This window comes from Nocardioides sp. (assembly GCF_047607185.1).
In the GTDB taxonomy this organism is placed as follows: domain Bacteria; phylum Actinomycetota; class Actinomycetes; order Propionibacteriales; family Nocardioidaceae; genus Nocardioides.
In genome coordinates, this window is record NZ_JASGDQ010000058.1 from 1 (window position 1) to 23,643 (window position 23,643).

A 23,643-nucleotide genomic window follows, 5' to 3' on the forward strand; every position below is an offset into this window, starting at 1 on the left:
GGGGTGCACCTCGTCCCCCCCCGGAAACTCTTACCAACCCGACGAGACAAGGAGAGGAGGAGGGATGGCAGGCAACCAGGGGGACAACGGCTTCCGGGCCGATTGGGCCAACAAGGACTTCTACGCCGAGCTCGGGGTGAAGAAGGACGCCACCGCCGAGGAGATCAAGAAGGCCTACCGCAAGCTGGCCCGTGCCAACCATCCCGACTCCAACCCGGGCGACACCGCCAAGCACGAGAAGTTCAAGACGGTGGCCGAGGCCTACGACGTCGTCGGCGACCCGGAGAAGCGCAAGAAGTACGACGAGATGCGCTCGCTCTATGCCGGCGCCCCCGGCTGGCAGGGCCCCGGCGGAGCCGGTGGCCGGGGATTCAACCTCGAGGACCTCTTCGGCGGCACCGCCGGCGGCGCGGGCGGGCTCGGCGACATGTTCGGCGACCTCTTCGGCGGGGGAGCCCCCTTCGGTCGGCAGAGTGGCCGGCAGCGGCAGACCCGGCCGCGATCCGCGCAGGGCGCCGATGTCGAAACCACCGCGACCGTCGGCTTCGTCGAGGCGCTGGAGGGCGTCACCGTCCAGCTGCGGCTGACCTCGGACGCGCCCTGCCCCGACTGCAATGGCACCGGCGGCAAGCCGGGCACCAAGCCGCACGTCTGCCAGCTGTGCGAGGGTGCCGGCTTCGTCGTCCGCGACCAGGGCGGCTTCTCGGTGCAGGAGACCTGCCCCCAGTGTGGCGGCCGCCAGCTCGTCTACGACGAGCCCTGCCCCACCTGCCACGGCTCCGGCCGGGGCCTGTCCGGCCGGACCGTCTCGGCGCGGATCCCCGCCGGCGTCAAGGACGGCCAGCGGATCCGGCTGCGCGGCAAGGGCGCGGCGGGGGAGAACGGCGGCCCCGCCGGCGACCTCTACGTCACCGTCAAGGTCACCCCGCACCGGGTGTTCAAGCGCAAGGGCGACAACCTCGCCCTCGACGTGCCGGTCTCCTTCGACGAGGCGGCGCTCGGCGCCGAGGTGAAGATCCCGACCCTGGGCGGCGCGCCGGTGACCCTCAAGATCCCGGCTGGCACGCCCAACGGCCGCACCTTCCGGGTGCGCGGCAAGGGTGCCACCAAGCGCGACGGCAGCAAGGGCGACCTGCTCGCCACCGTCGAGGTGCAGGTGCCGGCGGTGCTCTCCGACGAGGCGCGCGCCGCCGTCGAGGCCTACCGCACCGCCACCGGCTCCACGGCGCTGCGATCGGGGCTGTTCGAGTCATGACCATGCCGGTGCCCGACCCCCGCGCCGCGGTCTACGTCATCTCCGTGGCCGCGGAGCTCACCGGTCTGCACCCGCAGACGCTGCGCACCTACGAGCGGATGGGGCTGATCACGCCCGGCCGCACCGGTGGCGGTGGCCGGCGCTACTCGCTGCACGACATCGAGCTGCTCCGCCAGATCGCCGACCTCACCGCGGCCGGCATCGGCATCGAGGGCGTTCGCCGCATCCTCGACCTGGAGAACCGGGTCGCCGCGCTTGCCGCCCGCAACGAGGAGCTGGTCGCCGAGCTCGAGGCGACCCGCGAGGCGCTGCGAGCCGCGCTCTCCGGTCGCCGCGCCCCGGCCAGCGACAACAAGCTCCCCGCCGTACGACGCCCCGAGCCGGGCATGTCGATGGTGGTCTGGCGTCGTACTCCCTGATCAGTCGTCGACGGTGCTCTCGGTGGCCGCGTCCGGCGGCGCCTCGTGGCCAGGGAACAGGTCGGCCTCGACCTCCGCCTCGCTCGCGAAACAGAGCCGGGCGAAGTCCGAGCCGAACGGCGTCAGATGGATCGAGCGCCGGACCACGTGGGACTTGCGCACGGTGTGCTTCGCCTCCAGCACGTCCGGCTGTGCCTCCACGACCTGGTAGCGCAACAGCTCGCCGACCGGCTCGGGCGACTGCCAGATCAGGCCGAGCCGGGTGAGGTTGTTGAGGTACGCCGGCACGGACTCGTGGTAGCGGACACCGGCTCGGATGCCGATCATCGACAGGCCACGCGCGACCACCCGAGGCTGGAGCCGCCCCATGGTGCCACCCTGGCGGACGTCGACGCACGGCTGTGGGCCGTCACGCAGCAGCAGCACCAGGATGCGGGCCTCGTCCGGCGCCAGCTCCTTGAGAATGCTGGCGTAGGCCGGGTGCCGGCTCTGGTCGGTGTAGACGTCCCGGCTCCGCTCCAGCAGCGCAGCGCCGCTGCTGCGGAGCCGGTCCTCCTCGGTCCAGACGGCCCGGTTGCCGCCGGCCGCCTCGAAGGTCGACTGCACGGCCTCCAGCGCCGGCGCCGCGATCCGGCCGACCAGGCCGGTCACCGGACCGCCGCGAGAGACGGTGTGGGCGATGTCGACCAGGGTGCCGGTGACCGTCGCCAGGTCGCCGCTCAGCGCGGCCGCCGCGTCCGGGTCGACGACCGCCTTGGCGACCCGCAGCCAGCCCTTGGCATACATGGTCGCGGTCCAAGTCGTGGTGTGGACGACGGTCTCCAGGCCGATCCGCACCACCCCGGGCACGACACTGAACCGCCCTGGCTTGGCCAGCTCCGCCGGTTCGGTCATCAGCCCCCCACTCCGAAGATCCACAGGTGAATGAGGCCGCCGGCGAAGCCCATGATCGCGCCGTGGGCGTAGAGCAGCCATTCGTCCTCGATGATGGCAGCCCGCATCATCTCGACGAACACCGGCGCCGGCAGCGAACGGCAGCGATCGGCGATCAGGGTCCGGATCCGCTGGGACTGCTTCTCGCTGAAGGCGGCGTCCTTGAACGGCGTCAGGGTGTAGTCCACCGCCGTCTCCGCGACCGAGGCGCGGATCGAGTCGAAGCGGCGAGCGCCGACCGCGACCCGGACCGCGCCGGTAGCCGGGCCGATCGCCTTGTCGATCGCCGGCTCGAGCGCCGAGGCCAGCATCTGCCGGGTGCGGTCGCCGGCGGGGCCGTTGAGCAGGTGGTCGCCGATCCGCTCCAGGGTGATCACGTCCATGGCGATGTGCTTGCCGTAGACGTCGGAGGCCTCCCACTGTCGGCGCGCGAACAGCGCCTGGATCGTGAACGGCCCGATCTTGACCGGATCCGGCGGGCTGAAGATCAGCCACATGCCGAGCTTGTTGGTCACCCAGCCGACCACGATGCCCATGATCGGCAGCAGCCACCACTGGTGGAAGAGGTGGTCCATGATCGCGACCGGGATGCCGAGCAGGAAGCCGAACACCGCCCCGAAGATGACCATCATCCGCAACTCCCGGGAGCCGAAGTCCTTGAAGATGCGTACGACGATCTGCGGGTTCTTCTCGAAGTTGTCGATGACCATGACCTTGGGGTCGAGGACCTGGTCGACATGCTCGCCGATCTCGCTGACCACCCGGTTGACGACCGTCGGCAGCTGGTCCTGGACCCGCTCAATGATGGTCGCGCGCACCCCGCGGGGCAGGTCCTTCCAGAACCGCGGGTGCTCGCGCCACATGATCTCCTCGACCAGCGTCGGCACCTCCGGCCGGACCGCCTCGACAACGTGGGCGGCGATCTCGTCGGGCTCCAGCTGCTCGTAGAACTCCCGGGGGCTCGCCATCTTCGCCAGCGCGCGGTCGACCGCGATCGAGCCCATCTTCGCGGCCCGGGCGGGCACGATGCCCTGCCAGCCGATGCCGCCGAGCAGGATGCCGGGGATCTCCTGGATCTTGTAGGGCAGGGTGCCGGCGAGCTTCTTCAGGCCCTTGACCCGGAAGCCGTGGAAGTGGATCGGCGCGAACAGCATCCACAGCCCGGTCCAGTTGATCAGCCAGCCGATCACCCCGGTGAAGACGGGGATCGACCAGAACGTCATCCAGTTGACGTCGCCGAAGATCTCGCTCACAACGACGCCCCTCGCTTCGCTCGTGGCCGCTGTGGTGCCATCGGTTCGCTCGCAAGCTCGCTCACAACGACGCCCCTCGCTTCGCTCCTGGCCGCTGTGGTGTTGTCGGTTCGCTCGCAAGCTCGCTCAACCGCATCCCCGCCACGTCGTACATCTGATCCCCCTCAGGCCCCGACCCATGTGACGGTGGCCACTACCTCATCCACCGGGGGAGGTTACCCGCTAGTCACTTCCGGCGCGACAGAAGTCGGTCCATTCATGGAGCCGGCTGTGTGACGGAGTGCATACTTGCGCCTCATGGAGGTCTTGGAGGGCGGTCCCGACGCCGACGAGCGGGCCGCGGCGCAGCCCGCCGTCGCCGGCGACCGGGCAGCGGTCTGGTATCTGCGAGTGCTGCTCGCCTTCGTGATCGGCGTCGGCTGTGGCGTGGCCGGGGTGATCGCCGTCAACCGGGTCAAGTCGCTAGGCCTGTGGAGCGACTCCCCGCTGGCCTACGTCTCGATCGTCGACCGCTCGTTGCTGTCCCAGGCGCGCCCCGACGTCGCGGCGGTCCGCCTCGACGACAGCACCTCCGCCAACTGGGGGCTGCAGGGGTTCACGCTCGACCAGACCGTGACCGGCTCCAGCGGGCCGCTCGACGACGAGCGCCTGTCCCAGCTCCGCGAGCTGCTGGTGATCCCCGGCGTCGAGTCCAACCGGGTCAGCGCGGTCTACACCAACGCTCTCGACCAGCGCTCGGTCGCACAGAACGGCCTGCTGCTGATGCTGCAGTTCGCGCTCTACACCGATGCCCGCGACTACCTGCGCAACCACCCGCAAGCCTTCGTGGACCAGGCCACCGACGACCTCCACGACACCTACTGGACGGGCACCTTCGCGGTCTTCTACGCCCCGACCGGTGCCGTGGACCACACCGATGGCCTGCGTGGCTTCCTCAAAGAGTTCACCTGGTGCCCGAAGCATCTCGGGCCGTGCGTGGTCGGCTCGGATGTGAAGAACTTCGACCACTGGGCACCGCGCGCGACAACCTGACAGCAGCGTCTTCGGCTCCCGCGTGGTGGACGGGCGCTACGGCGTGCCCGACCCGCGCCGCCGGCGCCACCACCAACCGCCGCCGGCCAGAGCCGCCGCAATCACCGCGGCAACCCCGATCAGCACCGGCGCCGGGAGACCGCCGTCGTCGTCGTTGGACTCGACGCCCGACGACGAGGCCGACGACGAGGCCGACGGAGAATTCGAAGCACTCGAGGAACTCGGCGCCGACGTCGACGCGCTCCCGTCGTCGGCGAACGTCGGCCCCTGCTCGACGCTGCCGTCCACGGCGATCGTCATCGTGAACGGGAACTCGACGGAGTTGTCCGCCGCAGCCATCGAGAGCCCGACGTAGTAGTCACCCGACCGCGCCACGCTCCCTCCCGTGAAGCTGTACTCGCTGTCGGCCACCGAACTCACCGCGGGAGTGGCGTCGTAGAGCTGCGTCGCGGTGGGCCGCTGGGAGACGTCGATCCCGGTGAGCTCGTTGTTCTGTGCGTCGCTCGCCGGAGTCAGTTGCGTCCACGACGGGTCGTAGATGACGAGCCGCGCCTGACTGTCCCAGATGGTGGAGCCATCGAGAGCCTTCTCCATCGCGGCAGTGATCGCGGGGAACTCGACGCCGACGCGCAGTGACTGCCCGTAGTCCAGATGCACGCGGACGAGGTCGGACTCACCGGCCACGATGGTGCTGGCGTAGGAGCCCGGCGTGAGCAACGGGGCGCTGAGGAACGACTGCGCTCCGGTCAGCGGCGTCGTCGAGCCGGCCGCCGACACCGGCTCGGCGCTCGCCTCCAGGTCGGGCGCTACCCAGCCGGGGTCGTCGACCGCTGGCTCCTCGATCAGACGCAGGCCGATCGGGACCTCGGTGGTGGCTGCGTCGTCGCGATAGACCTCCAAGCGGTAGGTGCCCGCGCCCGAGCAGGTGTCGCCGAGCGCGCCGATCCGGACCTGTGCCGACATCACATCGCGGACGTCGAAGGTGCGCTGCGACATCGGCGTCTGATAGGCGCATGCCGTGCCGTCGGGCTTGTACGCGCGCACATACATCGCCGCGCTCGTCCGGTGCTCGTCCTGGAGGTAGAACACGAAGCGCGCGGACTTCTTCTCGTCGCTGAGCTCGTAGGAGTAGCTCTTCTTCGCGCCGCCGCCCCCCAGCGAGTCGACCCAGTCGCCCGCCGTGATCGGCGTCGGCGAGTCCTCGGGCCCGCCGACGATGGCCGTTCCCTCGTAGGTGAACGGCCGCAGGGACCTGGTTGCCACGTGCTCAAGGGTCGACTCGATCTCCGCCGCCGAGTCGGCGTCGTAGTAGGTACCGCCGCTGCTGTCGGCAAGGCACTTGAGCTGCGTGCGGGCCGCCCCCGAGACCGCCAAGCCGACGACGTTGATGGTCAGATCCACACCCGAGCGCGAGATCTGCTTCGCCACCGGGCACGGGTCGCCACAGGTTGACTCCCCGTCGGAAACCAACAGGATCGACCGCGTCCCGGTATCGCCGAGATCCTCGGCCGCGGCCTTCAACGCTGCCGGGATCGGCGTCTCCCCGTAGGGCTTGTACGCCGGCACCGCGGCACTCAACTCGGACCGGTTGTCCGTCGCGACCGGGACCACCAACTCCGTGTCGTCACAAGCACCCGCATCAGTCCTGCTGAACACCTTGGACCCGAAAACACGCATCCCGACCTCGGCGTCGGCGGGCAGGCCGTCGATCACGTTGAGCAGTGCTGTGCGCGCCGCCGCGATCTTCGTGCCGCCGGTCGCCTTCTCCTTCATCGAGCCCGAGGAGTCGAGGAGAAGGAGCATCCGGGCCTCGTCCCCGTCGCCCGTGGTCGTGCCGTCGTCGGCGTACGACGGCACCACCCCTCCTGCCGGCACCAGCATCGTCGCGACGACAGCAGCGAGGAGCCCCTTTACCACCATCCGCATACGAATCTCCCGGAAAAGAACAGGGTGCAGTCTGACGGGGAGCCTAAAGCATGTCTCCCTAGACCCGGTTCGTGAGTTCCGCTGCCGCACGCGAGGCCCTCACCAACGGCTCAAGCAAAACTGCGACGGACCACTAGCTGGCCGGTCCAGGAGTCACGTCGGGGGCCGGCGTCAGGGTGACCGGCTGGTTCAGCCTGCCGATCCTGCTGAGCGGGAAGATCCGGAAGTTGAGGGTCGAACTGATCAGGTCCTCGGTCACCGTGCCCCAGACCCGGGAGTCGTCCGAGCCGCCCCAGTTGTCGCCGAGCAACCAGTACGTCGAGGACCCCAGGGTGATCCAGCGGGGCTTGCCCGACTCGCTCAACGCCTGGCCCTGGTCGGTGCAGCACGACTGCCGGCGAGTGCCCCAGCGCGACGGCCAGGCCGGGTTGTCGACGACGTACGTCGTGTCCGAGCCGTCGGGCCGGACGTAGACCCGCGGCTCGTCGCCGCCCCTGATGCCGACGGTGTCGCCGGGCATCCCGATGACCCGCTTGACGACCTCCATGCCGTCCTTGCCGGCCTCGGACTGGACCAGGTCGAACCGCTTGACGTCAGAGCGACCGAAGACATTGGTGAACAGCCGGTCGCCGTTGTCGAGGGTGGGCTCCATGCTGTGGCCGTAGACCTTCACCGAGAAGGTGAGCACCGCGATCACCGCGATCATCGCGACGAAGAACAGCACCAGCGCGATGACACCGACGACGGTGCCGGCGCCGCCGTGCTCGCTGCGACGCCGCCAGCGCACTCGCCTCACGACGCTCGCGACGGCGCCGTTGATCAGCACTTCCCTAGGGGTCGTCTGCGTCACTGTCAGTCCTTCGCCTCGTCCTGGGTGGTGCGATCGACGCGTAGCGTAATCAGGCCGCCGGTGGGGCGCGATAGCGAGCGACGCTGGACAAGTTGGAAAGAAATGTCCAAGTCGTACTTGACGGTAACCTGTGAGCTAGGCCACTGTGGCGGATGCCACTCGGGTCCGAGCGGCCCCGGGGGACCGGGCACGTCGGGGCCGAGGGTTTTCCATACCGCTCGTTGAGGGACGAGCGTTCTACGAGGGAGCAGTCAATGATTGAAAAGGGTATGGGGCGCACGCGCCTCGGCCGCTTCGCGGCTGTCGCCGTGCCCGCGACCGTGGTCTCGGCCGGTCTCGGCGTCGCCATCTTGCAGGGCATGGTCGGCGCGGCGCTGTCGTCGGCCACGGCGTTCCAGGTCGCGGGCAGCGCGGCCACCGGCGACGAGCTCGAGCTCACCGCCAACAACGTCACGGCCGCCAACTCCGAGGCCTCCGCCGGCACCGGCACGGCCAAGAAGGACGCCCTGGTCTCGCTGCAGAACGGTGCGGTCGAGGACCTGTGCCTGGCTGCGGACACCACCACGCCGCTCGGCGTGCTCGGCATCAAGATCACGTCGGCCGGCAGCGTCAGCCTCGGCTCCGGCTGGACCGACCTGTCGGCGGACTCGCTCGGTGCCAGCCAGGCCACGCTGCCGACCACCGACATCGGCTACTCGCAGTCGGACCTGGCCCACCAGGACAACACCACCAGCTCGGGCTATGCCGACGGTGGCTTCAGCCTCGCGACCGACGTCAACAACAGCACCTCGGGTGGCATCTCGTTGACCGACCTCGACGCGAGCGTCTACGCGCTGACCCTCAACGGTCTGACGCTGAACAACCTCAGCATCTCGCCGACCCTGGGTTCGGTCGAGGGCACCTGCTGAACGAGCCGCTGGCTCAACCGGTGGGGTCGCGGCCTGCGGCCGCGGCCCCACCGGCCCGGATTTCTCGTGACGAGCACCGATGGAGGGGTCGGATGACTGTCGAGACTCATGACCACCAGGCCGAGGTCGCCACGGCGACGCGCGGCCGGGAGTCGTTTCTGAAGGGTATGTGGCAGGCGTTGCGTCGCTTCATGCGTACGCGGCCGTTCTGGGGTGCGATCATCCTCGCGCTCGGCGGCTGGTTCGTGATGAAGCCGATGGTCGGCGCGAGCCTCCAGATGGTGGTGCACATGGGGATGCGGGGCGCGAGCCCCTACCTGCTCGGCGGCGGGATGATCCTGGCCGCCGTCTTCGGCATGTTCGTGCCCGCGCAGCGCCACTTCCCGGCCATCATGGCGATGGCCTGCTCGGTGCTGTCGCTGCCGTTCGCCAACCTCGGCGGCTGGGTCATCGGCATGGTGCTCGGGATCGTCGGCTCCGGGCTGGTCTTCGCCTGGACGCCGTACTCGCCCAAGCAGCTGGCGAAGTTCGAGGCGAAGGCCAAGCGGAAGGCCGGGCGGAAGGCCGGGCGGCGGGCGGCTCGGGCCGCGATGCGCGACCAGCCGGTGGCCGGCTGAGGCAGACCTGAGACGCCGAGGTGGGTCGGCGTCGACGAAGAGGTCCGCTGGAGGGAGGCGGATCTCGCGACGAGGGAGCAACCGAAGCATGAGGAACAGCGGTCGCCGCGCCACGCGGCGAGCAGAGCGGCGCTCGACCTGGGGTAGGGCGCTGCTGGGGAAGGTGACCGGACGCGGCCGGGTCGCGGTCACCGATCTGACGGAGGAGATCTCGGAGCGGTCCCAGCGGATGCTGGACCGTTCCGTGGTCGGCCGGCGCGGCACCCGGCGACGGGCACTGATGCCGATGGTGCTGGGCTTGCTGACTCTGGGCGGCATGTTCCAGCTCGTCAGCGCCAACGTGCTGGCGGTCAACTTCAACACGACCAGCAGCTCCTTCAGGCTCTACTCCAACTATCTGGACGCGCAGAAGGCCGGTGCCTTCCTCGCCCCGAGCACCAAGGCGAGCGGCAGCCAGGTCGGCCTGGCCGACCTCGGCATCGTCACCGCCAAGCTCGACGGGCTCTGCGCCATCGTGCAGGAGGACATCGGGTCGCTGGGCACCTTCTCACTGGTGCTGACCGCGGGCTCGGAGATCCCCGACTCCTACGACAACACCGTGCTGTCGCCGGTCGGCACCGGCAGCACCATCGACTCCAGCACCGGCAAGCTGAGCGGCAGCGGGCTCATCACCGCCAACAACCTCTTCATCAACTCGCCGGCGCTGGGCGGCTACGGCAACCTGATCAGCGGCCTCAACCTCGGGGAGTCCGCCGACAACGTCTGGGGCGAGACGGTCGGCACTCCCGGCTCCCCGACCTGGCCCAACGCCAACAAGGGCAACATCCCGACCTCGGGCAACTTCGGCCTCTACGCCGACAATCTCAACGTCTCCGGCCTCGCCGGTGACACCTACGGTCTCAACCTGGCCGGCAATATCACCCTGCCGCAGCTCAGTCTGAAGATCGTTCCCGGCGCCAAGGCCCAGGCCGACTGCGCATAGTCATGGGTCTGATCGCACGCCGTGGGCGGGCGCGTCGGGGAGGACCCGCCGATGCGCCGGTGACCTACGGCACCAGGAAGCGGGTGGTGCCTGCGATGGCGGCGGGCTTCGCCTGCCTCGCCTCGCTCCACTCCCTGGTGAGCAACAACGCGCTCGCGGTGAACTTCACGACCTCCGACCAGGACTTCCAGATCTACACCAACTACCTCGAGGGCGTCGTGGGCGCCAGCTTCATGAGCCCGACCACCACGTACTCCGGGGCCGACACCGGGGTCGCCGAGCTCGCCATCAAGCAGGCCCATCTGGCCGGCCTCTGCCTGATCTCCGAGGCGTCCCCGCTGCCCGGTATGCCCGGGCACTCCTCGCTCGTCATCACCGCCGGCGTTCCGGTCAAGGCCGACTTCGGGGACAACGGCTCGTTCGACGCCACCGACGGTCGCGGCGACCCGGTCACCACCAGTGCCACCGGCGCGCTGACCGGGCAGAGCCTCGCCGACGCGGTGACGGTCAACGACCTGTTCCTCAACTCCGACCAGCTCACGGCCTACGGCAACAGCCTCAGCGGCCTCAACCTCGGCGAGTCCGCCGACCAGGTGCAGGCCATCGGTACGGCGCCGTGGACCCAGGCGCACCAGCCCCAGAACGGCAACTTCGGGCTCTCCGCACAACAGCTCAACCTGGCCGATCTGGCCGGCGACACCTACGGCATCAACCTGGCCGGCTCGGCCAGCCTGCCGCATCTGAAGATCAGGATCTATCCCAACGGCGCAGACCAGTCGGACTGCGCCCTCCAGGCAGGCAGCTGATGAACGATAACGTCGAGACCATGACCGAGGAGCTCCCCCAGGCACCCGCCGAGGAGAGCAGGCGGCCCTCAGCGGTACGGCGGTCGGCGGGCGTCGTCGGCCACGCGCTGGTGTCGGCCTGGCTGTGGTTCCGGGCCTGGCGTCGTACCCGACCGTTCTGGGGCGGACTGTGGTGCATCGTCGCCGGCGCCTGGATCGTCAAGGCGATGAGCTTCTCCATCGGCCTGGCGCTCACCGGCGGCTGGTCCTACGCCGCCGGCTACGTCATGGGCGGCGGCCTGATCCTGTTCGGCCTGGTCACCTGGCTCGCCCCGCACTACCGGTCGCTGTGCGGTCTGGTCGCCTTCCTCATCGCGCTGGGCGCCTTCCCGACCGCCAACCTCGGCGGCTATCTGGTCGGCTCGGTCCTCGGCGTCATCGGCTCCTCCATGATCTGGGCCTGGGGCGAGAAGAAGCCTCGTCGGCCGGCTGGGCGTGCCACCTCCGGCGGCGAGGTGGTGAGCTCGGATGGGGACCCCGGCATCACCGACTGAGCCGGTCGGCAGGCAGCGGCTGGTGGTCTTCCTCGCGCTCGCCGCGCTGGTGCTGGCACTGTGGTGCTGGCCGAACTCCTCGCGCGAGGGGGACGCCGCCCAGGCGGCGCTGCCGTCCTGCCCGCAGACGCCGACCTCCTTCTCCGGCCTGGTGAATGGCAACACGTTGTCGCTCGGCAATGGCACCACGGTCACGCCGTGCATCGCCAACGCCCCCATCCACATGCGGATCGGCTACAGCGACGGCGCCAGCGGCGCCTCGGTGGCTGGGAGCACGACCCAGTTCACCAGTGACGGCATCACCTTTCCCGACGGGAAGTACACCCGCAGCAACACCGGCTGCGTCCTCGGCGTGCGGTCCGACTCCAAGATCGCGATGCCCACCATCTTGAGGTTCGCCGACGGCACCCAGTCGGCCGGCCCCACCAACCTGACGACGTACAAGTCCGGCATCACCTGCCCGAGCACCAACCTGTACACCCAGGCGGGCTGGCCTACGACCGGCGTCATGGACAGCGACAAGATGGTCGTCCACATGCGGCTGAAGAACCTGAAGATCTCCAAGAACGCCTACCTGACGGTCGTGCCGCAGAGCGACCCGGCGAACCCGACCGCGGCCGGGACGGGGGAGTACAAGCTCACCTTCACTCCCCAGGACCAGAGCGAGGCCGACTGGAATATCGGCGACAGCTGTGTCTACACCGACCTCTGGCTGCGCGCCGACACCCACATCAAGGTCAACATCCTCAGCATCAACACCAGCGTCTACGAGCTGGCGACCGGCGACGGCATCTGGGGGTCGATCCTGTCGCAGATCGCCAGCTGGGACGGCATCCCCGGCCTGGAGATGGACGGCTGGGTCTACTACATGAACACCAACAAGGGCAGCGACTGCACCGGCACGCCGACCACCCTCGCGCTGCCGAACACGAACATCGGGGTCACGCCGTGACCGTTGCCGAGAGCGCCGTCGCGCCGACCCGGCTCGGAGTGCGCTGGCGTCGAGCGCTGGCCATCAACGTGATCGGCCTGGGGATGCTGACCTGGCTCGCGACCCAGTTGTGGACCGGCACCGTGTTCGGACTGGGCGCCGGGCTGGTGGTTCAGGGCCAGAAGTCGCAGTTCAACACCGCCAAGCTCAGCACCACCAATGTCGGCTTCGGGATCATGCCGATCAAGGTCTCGGACGGCGCCGGCGGCAGCACCGACAAGTACGTGCTGCGGATGGGCTTCGCCGGCGGCACCCTGGACGGCTTCTGCATCTCGCAGACCCAGAGCCTTCTCGGGGTCCCCTTCACCATCCGCATCACCTCGCGGGACAACGCCCTCAATGTCGCCGACGTCACGGGCAAGAACGTCCAGTTCGACGTCACCGAGGTCAGCTCCACGAACACGCCCAACACCAGCGGCGACGGCATCCAGCTGCGCGGCAACGTCGGTCTCGGCGTCGCCACCCAGTCGATCACCACCTGGCAGTCCGGTGGCACCGACGTCGTCAACCCGCTCGACGCGCCGGAGAGTTTCACCGGGATCAACGGCCGGCTCTTCGGCGTCGACTCCGACGTGGGCGACCTCTACAACCTCAAGGGCGACATCTACGACGCCGTCATCGAGGGGCCCCTCAGCATCAAGGGTCTCAAGATCGAGGTGGTCCAGGGCGAGGCGTCGAGCGTCGGCTGCAAGAGCATCGGCATCGTCTACTGAGGCGGCTTCGCATGACAGCGACCAGGGCGATCCCGCCCGCGCTGACGGTGATGCCGTCTCGGCCGCGAGGAAGGAGCCATGCCCTGGCTACCCGTCATCGGTCGTCTACGAGCCCGCGAATGAGGAAGTCGGCATAGATCTCGCCGAGCTCGGTGGGGGAGATCGGGCCCTTGATGTCGTACCAGGTCCGCAGGTAGTGGACGGCGCCGAAGAAGAAGTCGATCACGATGTCGGGTGACGGCTCGGCTCGGATGCTGCCGTCCTCGCGCGCATCCTTGATCAGGGAGGCGAACAACTCGTGATATCGGCGGCGTTCGCGCCGTATCTCTCTTTGCCGGGCCTCGCTGAGCTGCGAGAGCGACTCGAAGAAGATGGCCGTCCGGTGGATGCGGGTGGCGGAGATCTCGACGATGTCCGAGGCGGCCTTGCGCAGGCGGTCGATGGCTGGAGCCTCCATCTGGAGCGCCTCGAGCAACAGCGCGATGTGGTTCTGCAACTCGGGGGCGTAGATCGTGTAGAGAAGCTCATCCTTCGAGGTGAAGTAGTGGTACAGCGCGCCCTTGGTGACGCCCGCCGCGGTGGCGATGTCTTGGATCGAGGTGCTGGCGTAGCCGCTCTTGCCGAAGAGTTCGATCGCCGCATCGACCAGCGCGTTTCGGACGTCCCTGTCGTCGGCGGCCGGAGGGCGTCCAATCCGGCGCTGCTGGGTCATGTCTGTCCTTCGGTCATGCGCCGACCGCTCCCGTGAGTTGGGGCGGGCTGCGGCGCGGATGAATATACGTTTCCCCCGGGCGCTGAGGCCCGTCGGCGCTGGGCGCCGACCAGGTGAGGATCGCACAGGGATTTTTCATAGATGCAACAACACCCTATTTCTAACTAACCGCTCAGTATGTAGTCTGAGCTTGTTCTGTGACGGAGTTCACGCCTGGTCGGGTGGCTCGCCGTCGCGACGGGCGAACGACGGTCGATCACAACAGATTCAGGAGCGGTGCAATGATTCGAGTGGGCGTCGACACGGGCGGCACGTTCACCGACGTGTTCGCATACGACGCGGCGAACGGCACGAGCGTCATCGCCAAGGTGCCATCGACTCCTCCGGACTTCCACGGAGGAATCGTCAACGGTGTCGGTGAGGCGCTGCGCAAGCTCGGTGCCGGCCCGGAGCAGATCGAACGGATCTCCTACGGGACGACGATCGCGACGAATGCGATCCTCGAGCACAAGGGTGTCCGTATCGGTCAGCTCCTGACCGCCGGTCACGAGGACATCCTCTTCATCGGCCGGCTGCGGCGTACCCGCATGTACGACCTCTTCGTCGATGCGGCCGAGCCGCTGTTCCTGGCCGAGCGCAGCCGGACCAGGGGTGTCACGGAGCGGCTCGACTCCAGCGGTGGCGTGGTCACCCCGCTCGACGAGGAGCAACTGGTGGCCGGCGCCCGCGAACTCGTCGAAGACGAGCATGTCGAGGTGCTGGTCGTCAGCTTCCTGAACGCCTACGCCAACCCGGCACACGAGGAGCGCGCCTTCGAGGTGCTCTCCGCCGCCTTCCCGGGCGTGCCCGTCACCGTCGCCACCCGCCTCAGCCGGCGTGCCGGCGAGTACGAGCGCCTGGTGCTGGCAAGCTTCGACGCCTATATCCGGCCCGCGATCGTCAACCACCTCGTCGGCCTCGAGGAGGCACTCGAGGCCTTCGGCACCACCGCCCCCGTGCAGATCATGCAGTCCAGCGGTGGACTGGCCGGCGTCGAGAGCACCCGGCTACGTCCCATCGGCACCGCGCTCTCGGGCCCGGCCGCCGGCGTCGTCGGCGCCGCGCGGGTCAACGAGCAAAGCGGCGGCCGCGACTGCGTGACCTTCGACATGGGCGGCACCAGCACTGATGTGGCACTCGTGCGCGACGGCGAGGCCCTGCTGACGGCCGAGGGCCGTATCGAGGAGTACCCCCTCAGCATTCCCATGGTCGGCATTCACACGATCGGTGCTGGCGGCGGCAGCATCGCCTCCCTCGACGAGGGCGGCGGACTCAGGGTCGGCCCGCACAGTGCCGGTGCCACGCCCGGCCCGGCCTGCTATGGCCGCGGCGGCACCTGGGCGACGACCACAGACGCCAGCGCGGTGCTCGGCTATATGGATGGCAACGACTCCGGCGGAACGCTGGAGATCGAACGTGATCTCGCTGTGCGAGCGGTCGAACAGCATGTCGCCACGCCACTCGGGATGTCCGTCGAGGAAGCCGCCCTCGGCATTCATCGCGTGGCCAACGCAGCGATGGCGCAGGCGGTCCGACTGGTGTCGATCTCTCAGGGCAATGACCCACGCGACATGAGCCTGCTCGCCTTCGGCGGTGCCGGGCCGATCCACGCGGGCCTCATCGCCGATGAGCTCGACATCCCGGTCGTCCTGATTCCGCCGGCAGCCGGCGTGCTTTCTGCGCTCGGCATCCTGAGCGCCGACACGGTGCACGACGCGGTCACGAGCTTGGGCGGGCTCGGTGGCGTCATCGATGCGCTCGACCTCCGCGCGATCGGCGCGCTGGTCAGCGACCTGGACCGCGAGTGCCTGCGGAAGATCGAACTGGACGGCTATGCGGCCGACAAGAGCACCATCAAGGCGTACGGGTCGATGCGCTACCGCGGCCAGTACCATCAGCTCGAGGTGCCAGTCGACCTGCCGCTGGACGCGGAGTCCCTCAAGCGCGCCGCCGAAGCGTTCCACCAGGAACACGAGAAGGTGTACGCCTACAGCAAGTTCGCCGCAAAGGTCGAACTCGTGGGCATCCGCGTCGCGAGGGCCGTCTCCGACGGCGTCGACGAGGTGCCACTCGCTCCCACCGAGGGAACCTCGGGACAGGCAGGGCAGGGCGAGCGGGAGGTGGTCTTCCGGGTCGACGAGCAGGTGTCCCGGATGAGGACCCCGGTCATCGCGCGCGCCTCGCTCGCCATCGGCGAGACGGTTGCGGGCCCGGCCATCATCACGCAGGCCGATGCCACCGTCGTGGTCTACCCGGGGCATCGCGTCGAGGTCGAGCCCAGCGGGACGCTCCGCTACACGACCGGGAAGGGCAAGGCATGAGGACGATGCCCGAAAGCGGTACGCCGATGCAGAACGACCACACAGTGAATCCGAGGGACGAAGAGGTGCAGTCATGACCGAGACAGTCGACGCGGTGGACATCGCCGTCATCCGCGGCTATCTGGAGTCCGCGGCCAACGAGATGGAGCTGACGCTGTGCAAGACGGCTGAGGGCACGATGATCAACCAGGCCCTTGACGCGACTGCGGCGATCTTCGACCGCGAGGGCAACACGATCGCGCAGGCAGAGGCGTTGCCGTGTCACCTCGGCATGTTGGTCGACGCGGTGGCGAGCATCATCTCGACCTTTCCCGCCGACGAGGCGACGCCCGGCGACGTGTATCTGCTCAACGACCCCTACAGCGGTGGCACCCACTTGCCCGACTTCGCGGTGGTCGAGCCGGTCTTCGCCGATGGCAAGGTCATCACCTACACCGCGACGATGGCGCACCACACCGACATCGGTGGTACCGCGCCAGGCAGCACCGCGCCGACGGCGATGGACATCCATGCCGAGGGCATCCGATTCCCCCCGCTCAAGATCGTGGAGGCCGGGGTGCTCGACGCCAAGCTGATGCTGCTGTTCCAGTACAACTCCCGCAACGGCAGCGCGCTGTGCGGTGACATCGAGGCGCAGATCGCCGCGTGCCACGTCGGGCGTCGCCGGATGGAGGAGGCCTACGCACGCTGGGGTGCCACCAAGGTCACCGCCGTGGCCGACGAACTCATGAACATCGCCGAGCGCATCACCCGCGAAGCGATTCGCTCCATCCCGGACGGTTCGTACAGCTTCACCGACTACCTCGACGACGACGGCATCGTCGACCAGCCGATCCCGATCACGGTCACGGTCACGGTCACGGGCTCGGACATCGACTTCGACTTCACCGGGACCGGTGCGCAGTGCGCGGGGGCGATCAACTGCACGCCGTCGTCGTCGATCTCCGGGGTGTACTTCGGTGTCCGGGTGCTGTGCCCGGAGTCGATGCCGAGCAACGCCGGCTGCTTCCGGTCGGTCACGGTGAACCTGCCGGCGGGAACCATGGTCAACGCCAACTACCCGTCGCCGGTCGGGGCCCGCGCGGTCACCTTCAAACGCGTCGCCACGGCCGTACAAGGGGCACTGGCGATGGCGGCACCCGATCGGGTTGGCCCGGCCGGCGACGGCCAGGCGAGTCTGCTCTACATCAACGGTCCGCACGGGGTCGAGCCGATGGGCCTGCCGCACTGCGGAGGATTCGGTGCGCGACCGAACAAGGACGGGTTGGACATGACCGACACCGACCTTGCCAACGCCTCGGGCATCCCGGTGGAGATCACCGAGAGCAGGCTCCCGGTGATCTACGACCACCTGCGGCTGTGGACCGACTCCGGCGGCGCCGGGGAGTTCCGAGGGGGCCTCGGCTGCCACGGACGACTGCGGTGGCTGGGCGACGACGCCATCTTCAGCACCCGCCGCGACCGGCACGTCTTCGCGCCGTGGGGCGCCGGCGGCGGTGACGCGGCGCCGGTGTCCCGTTACCAGGTCACCCGCGCGAACGGCGAGGTGGAAGAGCTTCCCTCGAAGGGTGTGCACGGACTGGGCCACGGCGACGTACTGGAGATGTGGACCTCGGGAGGCGGTGGCCTTGGCAGTCCGTTGCGCCGGGAGCCGTCCCGAGTGCTGCAGGACATCGTCGCCCGAAGAGTCTCGCCGGACCGCGCCCGCGACGTCTACGGGGTCGTCGTCGACGACGACGGTGTGGTCGACGAGGAAGCAACACGACAACTCAGACGAGACCTGGCCGCGGCCAAGGAAGCGTGAGGAATGAGCATGAAGAAGTCACAACACACGAAGCCGCGTCGGTCAATCGCCATGATTGCCGCGCTGGTGGTCGGACTGTCGATGGCGCTGGCCGCATGCGGCGGTGGCGACTCCTCAGAAGGGGGCGCTGGCACGACCTCTCTGGTGATCGGCAACTGGCAGGACCCGGCGTCACTCGACCCGGGTGCCATCACCGAGAACTCGATGAACTGGGTCGTCTACTCGATGTTCGACCCGCTGGTTTGGGCGGTTGCCGACGACGACGGCGAGCCGAGCTACGTCAGCGGCCTGGCCGAGTCCTGGGAGTCCTCCGACGACATGTCGAGTTGGACCTTCAAGCTGCGCGAAGGCGTGACCTTCCACGACGGCACTGCGCTCGACGCGAACGCAGTCAAGGCGACGTTCGACCGGATCGTCGACCCGAACTTTTCCTCGACCAAGGGCAAGGCCCTCCTCGCCGCCTACAAGCAGACCGTCGTCGTCGACGACATGACCGTGCGCGTCGAGCTCACGGGTCCCTCGGCGTCCTTCCTCGACGCGGTCGCCAGCCCTCAGCTGGTCATCGTCTCGCCCCAGGCATTGCAGGACTACAGCAACGACCTGAGCACGCATCCGGTCGGCACCGGCTTCATGAAGCTGGACTCTTTCACCAAGGGCGACTCGCTGGTCGTGACGCGCAATCCCGACTATGCCTGGGGGCCAGACGGTGTCTGGAGCAAGGACTCCACGATCGAGAAGCTGACCTTCCGGTTCCTGCCTGACCAGCAGGCCCGTGGCAATGCTCTGCGTTCGGGTGCCGTCGACCTGTCGAACCGCCTGTCTCCGCAGGACGCGGGAACCTTCCAAAAGGACAGCGCCTTCACGCACTACCCGGCGGTCGCTCGCGGCGTGAATTACTCCCTGGTGCTCAACACCTCCCGTGCGCCATTCGACGACCTGCGGGTGCGCCAGGCGATCTTCTACGCCATCGACCGCAAGCAGCTGGTCGACACGCTCGGCGGCGGCGCTTTCACGCTTGCTCAAAGCATTGTCAGCTCGGCCGTTGAGGGCTATGACCCCGACTCGCAGGATCCTTACCCTTACGATCTCGACAAGGCCAAGTCGCTGCTGGACGAGGCCGGCTGGGTGCTCGAGAACGGGGTTCGCCAGAAGGACGGCCAGACCATGAAGCTGGAGTTGATCAGCGTCGACGGTTTCGGTATGGAATCCGCCGGTCCCTACGTCCAGGAGCTGCTCAAGACGGAGCTCGGTATCGAGGTCGATGTCAGCTCGATGAAGTATCCCGCGATCAGCGAGGTCGCGAACGCAGGCAACCTGGACATCACGAACTACTCCTTCTTGAGCCTGAACGCGCTGGTGACCTACCAGACGACCTGGGACACCAGCCAGATCGAGGCAGGCTTCAACTACTCGCACTTCAGCGATCCCGAGCTGGACGACAAGGTTCGCGCGATCGAGGCCATCGCCGATCCGACGGCGCGGAGTCAGCAGTGGAAAGAGGTCTTCGATACGGTGGCGCAGGCCGCCGTCCATCTGCCCATGTGGGAGCTGACCGGTGACTGGTACAGCGCTGTGGGCGACGTCAAGGGCCTCGCGTTCAGCCCGCTCGACGGATCTCCGTACTTCCACGGCGTCGGTTCGTAAGACGGAGCTGAGGGCCATCTCATGGTGCGTCATGTCATCCGCAGGCTCGCCGAGCTGATCGTCGTCCTGTGGGCCACCTCGCTGGTGGTGTTCCTCATCATGAACGCCCTGCCCGGCGATCCCGCCTCAGCGGTGCTCGTCGGGCAGGGCGCGACGCCCGAGCAACTCCAGGATCTCCGGGTACAGCTCGGCCTGGATCGTCCGATGCCTGAGCGGTACTGGATGTTTCTGACGGATCTTTTCCACGGGGACCTGGGCTTCTCGTTCCTGACCAATCAGTCGGTGTCGTCGCTGATCATGAACCGGCTGCCGAGCACGCTGCAGCTGACGGTGGCCACCTTGATCGCCGGCACGCTCATCGGCATGGCCGTTGGTGGCTACGCGGCCCTGAGCCGGGGCTCGCGCGTCGCCAAGGCACTCTCCGGAGTGCTGTTCGTGTGGGGGACGGTCCCATATTTCTGGCTGGGCCAGCTGCTCATCCTGGTCTTCGCCGTCCAGCTCACCTGGTTGCCGGCGGTCGGTCAGGGCTCGGTGACAACCTTGATCCTGCCCGCTGCTGCCCAGGCGGGCTTGATCGCGCTGGCCGTGGCGCGGCTCTTCCGTAGCAGCGTCGAGCAGGTCTATGCCGAGGACTACGTGGTCGCGGCGCAGAGCCGTGGCTACTCTCCGGCAAGGATCATGATGCGGCATGTGCTGCGCAACGCATTGGTTCCGCTCCTGACCCTGGAGGCACTGCTCTTCGGCGCCCTGCTGACCGGTGCCGTGGCGATCGAGATGCTGTTCGGCCGTAACGGGCTCGGCGCCGACCTGGCGACGGCGATCTCATCGAAGGACATCCCCGTGGTGCAGGGCATTGTGCTGGTGATCGCCTTCGTCTACGTGATGGCCAACCTGATCGTCGACATCCTGATGCCCGTGGTCGATCCGCGGCTCCGGGCGCGATGAGTGAGAGCAGGTGAACCGATGAGTGACGTGGTCATCGACCCGGCGATTCCAGAGGCTGCGGCGACTGGCCAGACGCGCGGCGCTTCGGCGTTGGCCGGGCGCGTCGGCCTCGTTCTCGCGGTCGGCCTGGTCATCTTGGCGCTGCTGGGGCCGTTGCTCGCCCCGGACCCGACCGCGATGACGGACGGGCTGCTGACGGGCCCGTCGGGTGGCCATCTGTTCGGCACTGACAACTATGGACGCGACGTCTTCGCCCGGTGGCTCGCCGGCGCGCGACCCTTGGTCGTGGTCGGCTGGATCAGTGCGATTGGCGCGGTCCTGATCGGCACCCTGCTCGGTGTGGTGGCAGCAGCGGTCCGGGGCCTGGCGTCCTCGGCCATCATGCGCGCGGTCGACGTCATGCTGGCGTTTCCGTCGCTGCTGCTCGCGATGGCCCTCGTCGCCGCGCTCGGCAACGGTCTGCCCAGCATCACGATCGGAATCGGGGTCGCGTACGTCCCGCAGATCGCGCGGATGGCCTACGGCCTCGCGCAGTCGGTCCTGGTCTCGGCCTATGTCGAGCAGGCCTATCACGCCGGAGCCAGTACCTGGACCGTTCTCAAACGCCACGTCGTGCCGAATATCGCGGCTCCTGTCGTGGTCTTCGGCACCAGTATCGTCGGCTGGGCCATGCTGGCCGCCGCGACGCTGAACTTCCTGGGCCTGGGGACGAACCCGCCGACGCCGGACTGGGGGGCGGATCTGCGCCTGGGTGGTCAGTACCTCTACCAGGCGTGGTGGATGTCGGTCTTCCCCGGCGTCGGCGTCATGGCGGCCGTCCTCTCGGCGAACCTGCTGGGTGACTTCGCCGCTCGCCACCTGGATATACGAGGACCACGATCACAGCGCCGCAGGCAGCGGGCCACGGGAACCGGAGGAGGCAACCGATGACCATCACGTCCGAGGATCGCACCAGTGTCCGCGTCGGCGACCTCTCGATCGGCTTCGCGGGACCGGACCAAGCTCCACTGGTCTCGGACGTGAGCTTCACGATCGACCGCGGCGAAGTGTTCGCCCTGGTGGGCGAGTCAGGTTCGGGCAAGTCGATCACCTCCAAAGCGATCGTCGGCCTGCTCCCGGATGCCGCTCGGATCGGCGGCAGGATCGAGGTGTCCGGTGCGTCGATCGCCGACCTGACCCCTCAGCAGCTGCGTGAGCTGCGCTCACGCAAGATCGGCTACGTCTTCCAGGACCCGCACCGCGCTCTCAACCCGGCTCGGACGGTAAGTAGCCAGTTGACGGAGATCCTCCGGGTCAACGCGGGGCTCGGCCGGGAAGCGGCCAAGACTAGGGCGGCGGAGTTGCTGGACCTGGTGGGTATCTCGGTGGACACCCACGGCGGCTCGTTTCCGCACGAACTCAGCGGCGGGCTGGCGCAGCGGGTCATGATCGCGATGGCCGTGGCGTGCGACCCCGACGTGGTCATCGCCGACGAGCCGACCAGTGCACTGGATGTCAGCCTGCAGGCCCAGATCATGAGGCTGCTGACGTCACTGTGCAAGGAGCGGGATGCCTCCCTGTTGGTGATCTCGCACGACCTGGCCGTCGTCGCGGACGTCGCCGACACCGTTGCCGTCATGTTCGCCGGTCACATCATCGAGCGCGGTCCGGCCGGAGAGGTGCTGCGATCGCCGCGCCACCCGTACACGGAGGCGTTGCGCGAGGCGGCGCTCTCGCACGCCGAGCGCCGGGACTGGACGGCGGTCCGGCCGGCAGAGCCCGGTACCCCGGGGGACTGGCAGGACGGCTGTGCCTTCCGGCAGCGTTGCCTGCGCGCGACCGAGACCTGCGGTAGCGCAACGCCACGGCTCGAGCCCGCCACCGCGACCCGTCACGTGGCGTGTTTTCATCCGCTGGAGAGCGACTCCACGGATGTCTTCGTACTGGAGGGAGTCTGATGGGCGCCGCCTTGCTGACCGTCGTCGATCTCTCGGTGGCCTACGCGGGCCGCCGCCGCGGCCTGCTGGGGGGCGCGGAGCCGAAGGAGGTCGTCCGCGGTTTCACGACGACCCTCGAGCGCGGACGTACTCTCGCGGTGGTCGGCGAGTCCGGAAGTGGCAAGACCAGCGCGATCCGCGCCATCAGTGGGCGTGCCCCCATCGCTGGGGGCACGGTCACGATCGACGGCCGGGATGTCGGCGCCATGTCCCGGGTGGAGCGCTCCGCGGTGTTCCAGTTCATCCCTCAGGACTCGCGTGGCTCGCTCGACCCCCGGCGTACTGCCCTCTGGTCGGCGGCCCAGCCGCTCGTCACCTCGGGCGTCGGTCGCGACGAGGCAGAGCGGGCGGCCGCGGAAGCTCTGCTTTCGTGTGGCCTGGTGGACGTCCAGCACCACAAGCGTCCTCACGAGCTGAGCGGTGGACAGGTCAAGCGCGTCTGCATCGCGCGCGCACTCGTCCGTTCGCCGGAGCTCATCATCGCCGACGAGCCCACGGCGGGACTTGATGTCACGGTGCAGGCGCAGATCCTCGGGCTGCTGCAGTCGCTGCAGGCTTCCCGGGGACTCTCCATGCTGCTCGTCACCCATGACATCGGGGTCGTGCGCCAATTGGCCACCGATATGGCGGTGATGTATCGCGGTGACGTTGTGGAGACGGGGCCAGTGGACGAGGTGCTGCGTGAACCACGGCACGAGTACACCCGGCGTCTCATCGAGGCGGCCCCGGGTCTCCATGACTGAGAGCGAGTTCTCAAACGCGCTCTGAGGGCTCGCGCTACTCGATCGGGATCGGCCCGTCCTCCTCGCACACGGTGGGGCCGATGAAGGCTGCCAAGACCTTTGTCGACGGGCTGGCCGGGGACGGGCTGCTCGAGCAAGTCGTTCGGGTGCGGGCAGAGCTGTTCGGCTCGCTCGGCGCGACCGACCAGACCACACTGCGCTAACCGTTCAGCACGGCGGCACAGCTGTTGGCGATCTGTGA

The 23,643-nt window shown here is 68.3% G+C and carries 22 protein-coding genes and 1 pseudogene; 18 read left to right on the forward strand and 5 right to left on the reverse strand.

Features of this window, described 5'->3' with window-relative positions; all coding sequences use genetic code 11:
• Positions 1–64: 64 nt before the first annotated feature.
• Positions 65–1,255 carry a molecular chaperone DnaJ gene (gene dnaJ / locus QM595_RS05900; RefSeq protein ID WP_415170604.1) on the forward strand — a complete coding sequence of 397 codons (1,191 nt, stop codon included), beginning with the start codon at positions 65–67 and terminating at the stop codon, positions 1,253–1,255.
• Between the two features lie 2 nt (positions 1,256–1,257).
• Positions 1,258–1,674 carry a heat shock protein transcriptional repressor HspR gene (locus tag QM595_RS05905; RefSeq protein WP_415170605.1) on the forward strand — a complete coding sequence of 139 codons (417 nt, stop codon included), beginning with the start codon at positions 1,258–1,260 and terminating at the stop codon, positions 1,672–1,674.
• On the opposite strand, the gene QM595_RS05910 is transcribed toward QM595_RS05905, so the two are convergent.
• Positions 1,675–2,568: an Abi-alpha family protein gene (locus tag QM595_RS05910; protein WP_415170606.1), complete on the reverse strand. Its 894-nt coding sequence runs from the start codon at positions 2,566–2,568 to the stop codon at positions 1,675–1,677. It lies immediately after the preceding gene.
• Entirely contained in the window at positions 2,568–3,860 is a 1,293-nt protein-coding gene (locus QM595_RS05915; protein ID WP_415170607.1) for a hypothetical protein, read from the reverse strand. Before QM595_RS05915 ends, QM595_RS05910 begins: the two co-directional genes overlap by 1 nt.
• Before the next feature lie 297 nt (positions 3,861–4,157).
• Between QM595_RS05915 and QM595_RS05920 the strand changes: the two genes are divergently transcribed.
• The gene (locus QM595_RS05920; protein ID WP_415170608.1) at positions 4,158–4,892 is read left to right on the forward strand and encodes a hypothetical protein; all 735 of its coding nucleotides are present in this window, start codon (positions 4,158–4,160) and stop codon (positions 4,890–4,892) included.
• A 36-nt stretch (positions 4,893–4,928) separates the two neighbouring features.
• Here the strand turns inward: QM595_RS05920 and QM595_RS05925 are convergent, their stop codons facing one another.
• Both QM595_RS05925 and lepB read right to left on the reverse strand, forming a co-directional pair.
• Entirely contained in the window at positions 4,929–6,818 is a 1,890-nt protein-coding gene (locus QM595_RS05925; protein WP_415170609.1) for a vWA domain-containing protein, read from the reverse strand.
• Between the two features lie 133 nt (positions 6,819–6,951).
• Entirely contained in the window at positions 6,952–7,668 is a 717-nt protein-coding gene (lepB, locus tag QM595_RS05930) for a signal peptidase I (RefSeq protein WP_415170610.1), read from the reverse strand.
• A gap of 269 nt (positions 7,669–7,937) precedes the next feature.
• Here lepB and QM595_RS05935 point away from each other — a divergent pair, with 269 nt between their 5' ends.
• The 7 genes from QM595_RS05935 to QM595_RS05965 all read left to right on the forward strand — a co-directional run bounded on the left by QM595_RS05935 (position 7,938) and on the right by QM595_RS05965 (position 13,218).
• The gene (locus tag QM595_RS05935; protein ID WP_415170611.1) at positions 7,938–8,576 is read left to right on the forward strand and encodes a DUF6230 family protein; all 639 of its coding nucleotides are present in this window, start codon (positions 7,938–7,940) and stop codon (positions 8,574–8,576) included.
• 92 nt (positions 8,577–8,668) lie between these two features.
• Positions 8,669–9,193, forward strand: a complete 525-nt coding sequence (locus tag QM595_RS05940; protein ID WP_415170612.1) for a DUF6114 domain-containing protein — start codon at positions 8,669–8,671, stop codon at positions 9,191–9,193.
• Between the two features lie 88 nt (positions 9,194–9,281).
• Positions 9,282–10,175: a DUF6230 family protein gene (locus tag QM595_RS05945; protein WP_415170613.1), complete on the forward strand. Its 894-nt coding sequence runs from the start codon at positions 9,282–9,284 to the stop codon at positions 10,173–10,175.
• Positions 10,176–10,234: 59 nt separating this feature from the next.
• On the forward strand, positions 10,235–10,981 hold the full coding sequence (locus QM595_RS05950) for a DUF6230 family protein (RefSeq protein ID WP_415170614.1): 747 nt from the start codon (positions 10,235–10,237) through the stop codon (positions 10,979–10,981).
• Positions 10,982–11,001: 20 nt separating this feature from the next.
• On the forward strand, positions 11,002–11,514 hold the full coding sequence (locus QM595_RS05955; protein WP_415170615.1) for a DUF6114 domain-containing protein: 513 nt from the start codon (positions 11,002–11,004) through the stop codon (positions 11,512–11,514).
• Positions 11,489–12,466: a hypothetical protein gene (locus QM595_RS05960; protein WP_415170616.1), complete on the forward strand. Its 978-nt coding sequence runs from the start codon at positions 11,489–11,491 to the stop codon at positions 12,464–12,466. The genes QM595_RS05955 and QM595_RS05960 overlap by 26 nt, the downstream gene beginning before the upstream one ends.
• Positions 12,463–13,218, forward strand: a complete 756-nt coding sequence (locus QM595_RS05965) for a DUF6230 family protein (protein WP_415170617.1) — start codon at positions 12,463–12,465, stop codon at positions 13,216–13,218. The genes QM595_RS05960 and QM595_RS05965 overlap by 4 nt, the downstream gene beginning before the upstream one ends.
• Positions 13,219–13,312: 94 nt before the next feature.
• On the opposite strand, the gene QM595_RS05970 is transcribed toward QM595_RS05965, so the two are convergent.
• Entirely contained in the window at positions 13,313–13,930 is a 618-nt protein-coding gene (locus QM595_RS05970; protein WP_415170618.1) for a TetR/AcrR family transcriptional regulator, read from the reverse strand.
• Positions 13,931–14,211: 281 nt separating this feature from the next.
• Here QM595_RS05970 and QM595_RS05975 point away from each other — a divergent pair, with 281 nt between their 5' ends.
• The 8 genes and pseudogenes from QM595_RS05975 to QM595_RS06010 all read left to right on the forward strand — a co-directional run.
• Positions 14,212–16,290, forward strand: a complete 2,079-nt coding sequence (locus QM595_RS05975; RefSeq protein ID WP_415170619.1) for a hydantoinase/oxoprolinase family protein — start codon at positions 14,212–14,214, stop codon at positions 16,288–16,290.
• Positions 16,291–16,363: 73 nt separating this feature from the next.
• A complete protein-coding gene (locus tag QM595_RS05980; RefSeq protein ID WP_415170620.1) occupies positions 16,364–18,094 on the forward strand; it encodes a hydantoinase B/oxoprolinase family protein in 1,731 nt (576 codons plus the stop codon).
• Between the two features lie 3 nt (positions 18,095–18,097).
• A complete protein-coding gene (locus QM595_RS05985; protein WP_415170621.1) occupies positions 18,098–19,738 on the forward strand; it encodes an ABC transporter substrate-binding protein in 1,641 nt (546 codons plus the stop codon).
• Between the two features lie 21 nt (positions 19,739–19,759).
• On the forward strand, positions 19,760–20,683 hold the full coding sequence (locus QM595_RS05990; RefSeq protein WP_415170622.1) for an ABC transporter permease: 924 nt from the start codon (positions 19,760–19,762) through the stop codon (positions 20,681–20,683).
• A gap of 18 nt (positions 20,684–20,701) precedes the next feature.
• Positions 20,702–21,613 (forward strand): ABC transporter permease, encoded by a 912-nt coding sequence (locus QM595_RS05995; RefSeq protein WP_415170623.1) that lies wholly within the window; start codon positions 20,702–20,704, stop codon positions 21,611–21,613.
• Positions 21,610–22,620, forward strand: a complete 1,011-nt coding sequence (locus QM595_RS06000; RefSeq protein ID WP_415170624.1) for an ABC transporter ATP-binding protein — start codon at positions 21,610–21,612, stop codon at positions 22,618–22,620. The genes QM595_RS05995 and QM595_RS06000 overlap by 4 nt, the downstream gene beginning before the upstream one ends.
• Positions 22,620–23,402, forward strand: coding sequence for an ATP-binding cassette domain-containing protein (locus QM595_RS06005; protein ID WP_415170625.1), 783 nt, complete (start codon positions 22,620–22,622; stop codon positions 23,400–23,402). The genes QM595_RS06000 and QM595_RS06005 overlap by 1 nt, the downstream gene beginning before the upstream one ends.
• Positions 23,399–23,584, forward strand: a pseudogene (locus QM595_RS06010) (serine dehydratase beta chain); the annotation flags it as partial. The gene QM595_RS06005 and the pseudogene QM595_RS06010, both read left to right, overlap by 4 nt.
• Positions 23,585–23,643 lie beyond the last annotated feature (59 nt).